The organism is Streptomyces fulvoviolaceus (assembly GCF_000718165.1).
Taxonomy (GTDB): Bacteria; Actinomycetota; Actinomycetes; order Streptomycetales; family Streptomycetaceae; genus Streptomyces; species Streptomyces fulvoviolaceus.
Map to the genome: position 1 here is coordinate 1 of NZ_JOEY01000121.1, position 6,060 is coordinate 6,060.

At 68.3% G+C, this 6,060-nt stretch carries 4 protein-coding genes and 3 pseudogenes; 1 reads left to right on the forward strand and 6 read right to left on the reverse strand.

Annotation, left to right across the window (positions count from 1 at the left end; translation table 11 throughout):
• The 3 genes and pseudogenes from IG08_RS0152765 to IG08_RS0152775 all read right to left on the reverse strand — a co-directional run.
• Positions 1-159 (reverse strand): annotated as a pseudogene (locus tag IG08_RS0152765) (formate dehydrogenase accessory sulfurtransferase FdhD); the annotation flags it as partial.
• An 8-nt stretch (positions 160-167) separates the two neighbouring features.
• Positions 168-1,061, reverse strand: a pseudogene (locus tag IG08_RS0152770) (molybdopterin dinucleotide binding domain-containing protein); the annotation flags it as partial.
• Positions 956-1,927, reverse strand: a complete 972-nt coding sequence (locus IG08_RS0152775; protein ID WP_030621891.1) for a 2-dehydropantoate 2-reductase — start codon at positions 1,925-1,927, stop codon at positions 956-958. The gene IG08_RS0152775 and the pseudogene IG08_RS0152770, both read right to left, overlap by 106 nt.
• Positions 1,928-2,170: 243 nt before the next feature.
• Here IG08_RS0152775 and IG08_RS0152780 point away from each other — a divergent pair, with 243 nt between their 5' ends.
• Positions 2,171-2,845, forward strand: a complete 675-nt coding sequence (locus tag IG08_RS0152780; RefSeq protein ID WP_030621893.1) for a GntR family transcriptional regulator — start codon at positions 2,171-2,173, stop codon at positions 2,843-2,845.
• A 68-nt stretch (positions 2,846-2,913) separates the two neighbouring features.
• Here the strand turns inward: IG08_RS0152780 and IG08_RS0152785 are convergent, their stop codons facing one another.
• The 3 genes and pseudogenes from IG08_RS0152785 to IG08_RS59830 all read right to left on the reverse strand — a co-directional run.
• Positions 2,914-4,329, reverse strand: a complete 1,416-nt coding sequence (locus IG08_RS0152785) for an OFA family MFS transporter (protein WP_030621894.1) — start codon at positions 4,327-4,329, stop codon at positions 2,914-2,916.
• 1 nt (position 4,330) lies between these two features.
• Positions 4,331-5,722 carry an OFA family MFS transporter gene (locus IG08_RS0152790; protein WP_030621896.1) on the reverse strand — a complete coding sequence of 464 codons (1,392 nt, stop codon included), beginning with the start codon at positions 5,720-5,722 and terminating at the stop codon, positions 4,331-4,333.
• 173 nt (positions 5,723-5,895) lie between these two features.
• A pseudogene (locus IG08_RS59830) lies at positions 5,896-6,060 on the reverse strand (formyl-CoA transferase); the annotation flags it as partial.

The following is a 6,060-nucleotide window of genomic DNA, read 5'->3' on the forward strand; positions in this document are numbered from 1 at the left end:
GAGGGCGAAGTCGTCGCCCGGGGTGCGCATGGTGATGGCGAGTGGTTTGCCGTTCAGTCGGATCTCCAGCGGTTCCTCGGCGACGAGGGTGTCGGGGCGCGAGGAGACGGCCCCGTCCCGGATGCGGATCACCTTGCGTCGTTCCGTGACTCGTCCCATGTCGTGTCTCAGCTCCGTACCGTCGCGACCGGCAGCTTCTCGATCCGGATCGCGGCGGCCTCGAACTCCGCAGCCGCCGCGACCGGACAACTTGCCTTGGCCGTCAGCTGGTTGATGTCCACGCCGTCCGGAACACGCATGGTCATGAACGCCAGGCCGGGCCGCAGCGCCGGATCCACCCACACCGGTGCCACCAGCGAGCCGTGCCGTGTGGAGACCCGCACCGTCGCACCGACCACCACGCCGTAGTGCTCGGCGTCCTCCGGGCCCAGCTCGATGCAGTCGTCGCGCCGCAGCGGCGACGCGGAACCGCCCCTCTGCACACTGGTGTTGTGCGAGCCGAGTCGGCGTCCCGTGGTGAGCCGGACCGGGTACCGCTCGTCCGTCAGGTCGACGGGCGGGTCGTGCCGGACGAGTCGGAAGGGCGTGCGTGGATCCCGCCCGGCGGTTGATGTGCCGTCGGTCTCCGCCCGGCCGGTCAGCAGGGACAGGTTGGTCAGGGCGTCGGCGTCCTCGGTGCCGTTGCGGTGTTCCGCCACCCCGGCCGGCCGGCACGGCCGGGAGTAGGCGTGGGCCAACTCCCGTATGGCGGCGGCCGGTACGCCCGTCACCTTCTCCGTGAGCGACAGGGTCCACGGCTCGACGAGCTGCCGGTACTCCTCGAAGCCGATCGTCGCCCGTTCGATGAAGGCACGGTCGGCGAGGCCCGCGTGGATGATCTCCCGGCCGATCGCATGCGCCATCGGGACGTCGGTACCGGCGTCGAGGGGGCGGGTGAGTCCCGTCTGCCGTTTGGTCATGCGGCGGGCCTGAGTGCGAGGAGGTCGGAGATGGCGTGGACGGTGCGCAGGGTGGGCACGTCCACGCCGGTGATCTCCGCCAACTCGATGACGGCGGCGAGCAGGACGTCGAGTTCGAGGGGTTTGCCGCGTTCGAGGTCCTGGAGGGTGGAGGTGCGGTGGTCACCGACGCGTTCGGCGCCGGCGAGGCGGCGTTCGATGGAGATGCCGACCGTGCAGCCGAGGGCGTCAGCGACCGACAGCGTCTCGGTCATCATGGTCTCGATGACTTTGCGGGTGCCGCCGTGCAGGCACATCTGGCGCATGGTGGCGCGGGCCAGGGCGCTGATCGGGTTGAAGGAGATGTTGCCGAGCAGCTTGAGCCAGATGTCGTTGCGCAGGTCGGGCTCGACCGGGCATTTCAGGCCGCCGGCCTGCATGGCCTCGCTGAACGCCTGGCAGCGGGCGGAGATCGAGCGGTCGGGTTCGCCGATGGAGAAGCGGGTGCCCTCCAAGTGCCGTACGACGCCGGGTCCTTCGAGCTCGGTCGCCGCGTAGACGACGCATCCGATGGCCCGGTGGGGAGCGAGCACCGCACTGACCGCACCGCCGGGGTCGACGCTCTCGACGCGGTGGCCGTCGTAGGGGCCGCCGTGTCGGTGGAAGTACCACCAGGGGATGCCGTTCTGGGCGGCGATCACCGCGGTGGTGTCGTGGAGCAGGGGCTCGATGAGCGGCCCGCACGCCGCGTACGAGTTGGCTTTGAGCCCGAGGAAGACGTAGTCGACCGGACCGATGTCGGCCGGGTCGTCGGTGGCGTGGGCGCGGGCGGTGAAGTCGCCGCGCGGGCTCAGGACGCGGACGCCGTGCCGGCGCATGGCCGCGAGATGCGGGCCGCGGGCGACGAGGTGCACGTCGGCGCCGGCGCGGTGGAGTGCGGCGCCGACGTAGGCGCCGATCGCACCGGCGCCGAGGACTGCGACTTTCATGACGGGGAGCTCCGTTCGGTTGAGGGTTACCGAGGAACCGGGGAACTGTCGAACTCTGTCGACTGAATATTGTCTACAGGATGGAACTGGTGGCAGCAAGGGTTGTGACGGCACTTGGGCGGCTGTGCGGTGTGCCCGACTCGTGTGCCTACGGGTGTTTGTGCGCCGTAGACTGTAGGCGAAAGCCAATTCATACTTGGCTTCGTGCCGCAGCGACGACGCTGCCCAGGAGGGACCGCGATGTTGCCGACGACAGGCCTGCCGCAGGGCGCGGTGCCCAAGCTCGAACGCCCCGGCCCGCTGCGCGACCGCGTCTACGAGGCGCTGCTCGAACTCATCACCACCCGCGCCCTGCAGCCCGGCCAGCACCTCGTCGAGAGCGAACTCGCCGGGCACCTAGGAGTCTCCCGGCAGCCCGTGCGCGAGGCGCTGCAACGCCTCAGCACCGAGGGCTGGGTCGATCTGCGGCCCGCCCAAGGCGCGTTCGTGCACGAGCCCACCGAGGACGAGGCCGATCAACTCCTCACCGTACGCACTCTGTTGGAGACCGAGGCGGCCCGGCTCGCCGCCGCTCATGTGCATGCCGAGGCCATCACCGAGCTCGAGAAGCTGTGCGCGGAGGGCGAGCGCGCGGTCGCCGCCGACGACGTGGACGGTGCGGTCGCGATGAACGCCCGGTTGCACGCGAAGGTCATGGAACTCGCGGGCAACGCGGTCCTTGCCGAGCTGGCCGCGCAGGTCGACCGACGTGTCCGTTGGTACTACACACCGGTGGCCCGGCAGCGCGGCCGGCAGTCGTGGACCGAGCACCGTGAGCTGATCGCGGCGATCGGCGAGGGCGACGAGCAGCGTGCCACGGCGGTCATGCGTGCCCACACGGAACACACGCGGAAGATCTACCACGAGCGCGAGAAGTAGCCGGATCGCCGACGGACCAGGCGGCCCTCCCGAAGGAGGGCCGCCCGATGCCTGCCGAACCGCCTTGCTCAGACGGCCCCTTGCGGCTGCGGTGCCGACGTGCCGGCCCGGGGCCGCCCCGGCTGCCGCAGCAGGAGGGCGATCGCCGCCGCGACCATCGAGGTGGCGCTGGCCAGCGCGTACGCCCCGTCGTAACCCCAGGCCGCCACCACCATGGAGCCGAGGCCGCCGCCGAACAGGCCGCTGATCAGCTTGCCGCTGTACACCAGCCCGTAGTTGGAGGCGTTGTAGTTCTCCCCGAAGTAGTCCGGGGTGAGTGCCGCGAACAGCGGGTAGAACGCGCCGCCGCCGAAGCCGGAGAGGAAGGCGAAGAACAGGAACAGCCATTCGCTCTTGACGTCGCCCGCCCAGATCACGCCGAACTGGGCCAGCCCCAGGACGACGATGACGAACACCAGGGTCGACTTGCGGCCCCACTTGTCGGACAGCCAGCCCACCACCCCGCGGCCGATACCGTTGATGACCGCCATGACGCCCATCGAGGAGGCCGCCACCAGCGGGCCGAAGCCCACCTCCTTGGCGAAGTCGACCTGGAACGAGATCCCGAAGATGGACACGCCCGCAGTCATCACGAGGGCGATCCACATCAGGGGAAGCATGCCGGTCCCGATGGCCTCCTTGGGTGTGTACTGCTTCACCGCGGGAGGGTTCTTGGCCGGGCCGGCGGCCCCCTTCTCACCGCCGCCGTAGGTGAGCGGGTCGATGTCCGCGGGCCACCAGTTCTTCGGCGGATCCTTGAAGAAGAACGCGCACCCCACGACCACGATCAGGATGTAGCAGCCGATGAGGTCCAGGACGCGGTGGTAGTTCGCGGTGTCGAAGCCGTAGTTGAAGATGAAGATGAACGGCAGTGATCCGTACGCGAAGCCGCCGTTGACGAACCCGGTCCTGGCGCCCCGGCGTTCGGGGAACCACTTGCCGACCATGTTGATGCAGGTCGCGTAGACCAGGCCGGCGCCGACGCCCCCGACGACGCCGAATCCCAGGATCGCCAACAGGACGTTGCTCAGGTGCGACAGGGCGAGGAACCCGACCATGCACATGCCCGAGCCGATGTACATGGCCTGACGGGCGGTCAGGAGGCCCTTCTCCCGCAGCCAGCCCGCCGGGAAGGCGATGCCGGCCTGGAAGAAGACCCAGACGCTGAGGATCCAGAAGGTGTTGCTCTGCGTCCAGCCATGGGCGTGGGACAGGGTGTCCTCGGCCGAGCCGTACGCGTACTCGAAGACGCTGATGGCCATCATGGTGATCCACGGCAGATACACCATGAGCTTGCGCGAGTGGCCGAGGATGTCGCGGTCACTCTCGCCGACGCGGTAGACGCGGCCGCCCGCGTCGGTCACTTCGCGGTAGGGACGGTGTGCGGCGGTGGCGTGTGCGGACTTGTCGGTCCTGCTGCTTGCTGCGTACGGATCTGCCGTCATGTCAGGCCATTTCCTCGCCGAGCGGTTGCGGGTTGGGGACGGTCCCACGACTGGTCTTCGGCCTGCCGGGCGCCTTGAGGAAGAGCGCCAGCACCGCGGAGCCCAGGCCTATGCAGCCGGCCAGGACGAACGCACCCTCGTAGTCCCACACGCCGACCACGATCGAGCCGACCCCGGAACCCACAAGGCCCGAAATGAGCTTCGAGCTGTAGACCATGCCGTAGTTGGAGGCGTTGTTGTTCTCGCCGAAGTAGTCCGCCGTCATGGCGGCGAACAGCGGGAAGATCGCGCCGCCGCCGAAGCCGGAGACCATGGAGCAGAAGAGGAAGAACGGCATGCTGCCCATCTGGCCGGAGACCAGCACGCCGAACTGGGCGGTGCCCAGCACCAGACACACGATGATCAGTGTGTTGCGGCGGCCGAACTTGTCGGAGATCCAGCCGATCACGCCGCGTCCCGTGCCGTTGACGATCGCCTTCAGGGACATCGCCGTGGCCACGATCCCGCCCGCGAAGCCCATGTCCTTGCCGAACGGCACCTGGAAGGCGATGCCGAAGATGTTGATCCCGGCCGTGCACAGCAGACAGAACCACATCATCCACAGGACGGGCGTGCGTGCGGCCTCCTTCGGGGTGTACTGCTTCACCGCCGGCGGGTTCTTCTCCAGCGCCCGCCGGATCTTCGGGTCGTCGGTCAGCTTGAGCGGGTCGACGTGCGGGGGCCACCAGTTCTTCGGCGGGTCCTTGAAGAACCACCCCGCGAACGCCACTACGGCGCAGCAGACGACGCCCACCATCACGAGGACGCCCTTGTAGTTGCTCAGGTCCATGTACGAGGTGAACAGGAAGACGAAGGGCACCGAGCCGTAGGCGAAACCGCCGTTGACCATGCCGGTCTTGCCGCCCTTGCGCTCCGGATACCACTTGCCGACCATGTTCACGCAGGTCGCGTAGACGAGGCCGGCGCCGATGCCGCTGCACATGCCGAAGCCGAGGTAGGCGACGATCACGTTCGGTGCGAACGCGAGCGAGAGATAGCCCAGGATCGTGCCCAGCGCGCCGAGCATCATCGCGTACCGCGCGGGAAGCCTTCCGCTCTCCCGCAACTGCCCGGCCGGGAAGGCCACGGCCGCCTGGAAGAACACCCAGACACCCATCAGCCAGAAGATGTGCCCACTGCTCCACAGATGCGCCTCGTGCAGTGTGTCCTCCGCCGACGTGAACGCGTACTCCGAGGAACTGATGCCCAGCATGCCCATCCAGGGGAAGAGCACCATGGTCCATCGTGGTCGCCGCATGATGTCCCGGTCGGTCTCACCGATCCGGTACACGCGGCCGTTGCGGTCCGTCACCTCCCTGTAGGTGGCGGACGTCGAGTAGTCGATGGTTGTCATCTTCTTCAAGCACTCCTTGCGTCGAAAGATCTGGCCAGCGCCCCCTGTACCAATGCCTTTCGTGCGCGCACGGATCCCGGGGCCTGCCGACGCGCACCGTCGGCCGGCCCCGTGCACATTCACCTCATGGACCACCGCCCGACGGTCCAGAGGTGTGGTCCTGGTTCACCACGTCAGATCACCCCGCTCGACTTCAGCAGGCGCAGTTCCTCGTCGCCGAGGCCGAGTTCGCCGATGTAGATCTCGTTGTTGTGTTGGCCGAGGAGGGGTGAGGTGGTGATGTGGTTGGGGGAGTCGGAGAGTTTGAGGGGGTTGCCGACGGTCCGGTATGGGCCGCG

Excerpts from the sequence above, each read along its gene's own strand:
- IG08_RS0152775 (WP_030621891.1), bottom strand. The coding sequence starts at position 1,927 with ATGAAAGTCGCAGTCCTCGGCGCCGGTGCGATCGGCGCCTACGTCGGC.
- IG08_RS0152785 (WP_030621894.1), bottom strand. The coding sequence starts at position 4,329 with ATGACGGCAGATCCGTACGCAGCAAGCAGCAGGACCGACAAGTCCGCA.
- IG08_RS0152790 (WP_030621896.1), bottom strand. The coding sequence starts at position 5,722 with ATGACAACCATCGACTACTCGACGTCCGCCACCTACAGGGAGGTGACG.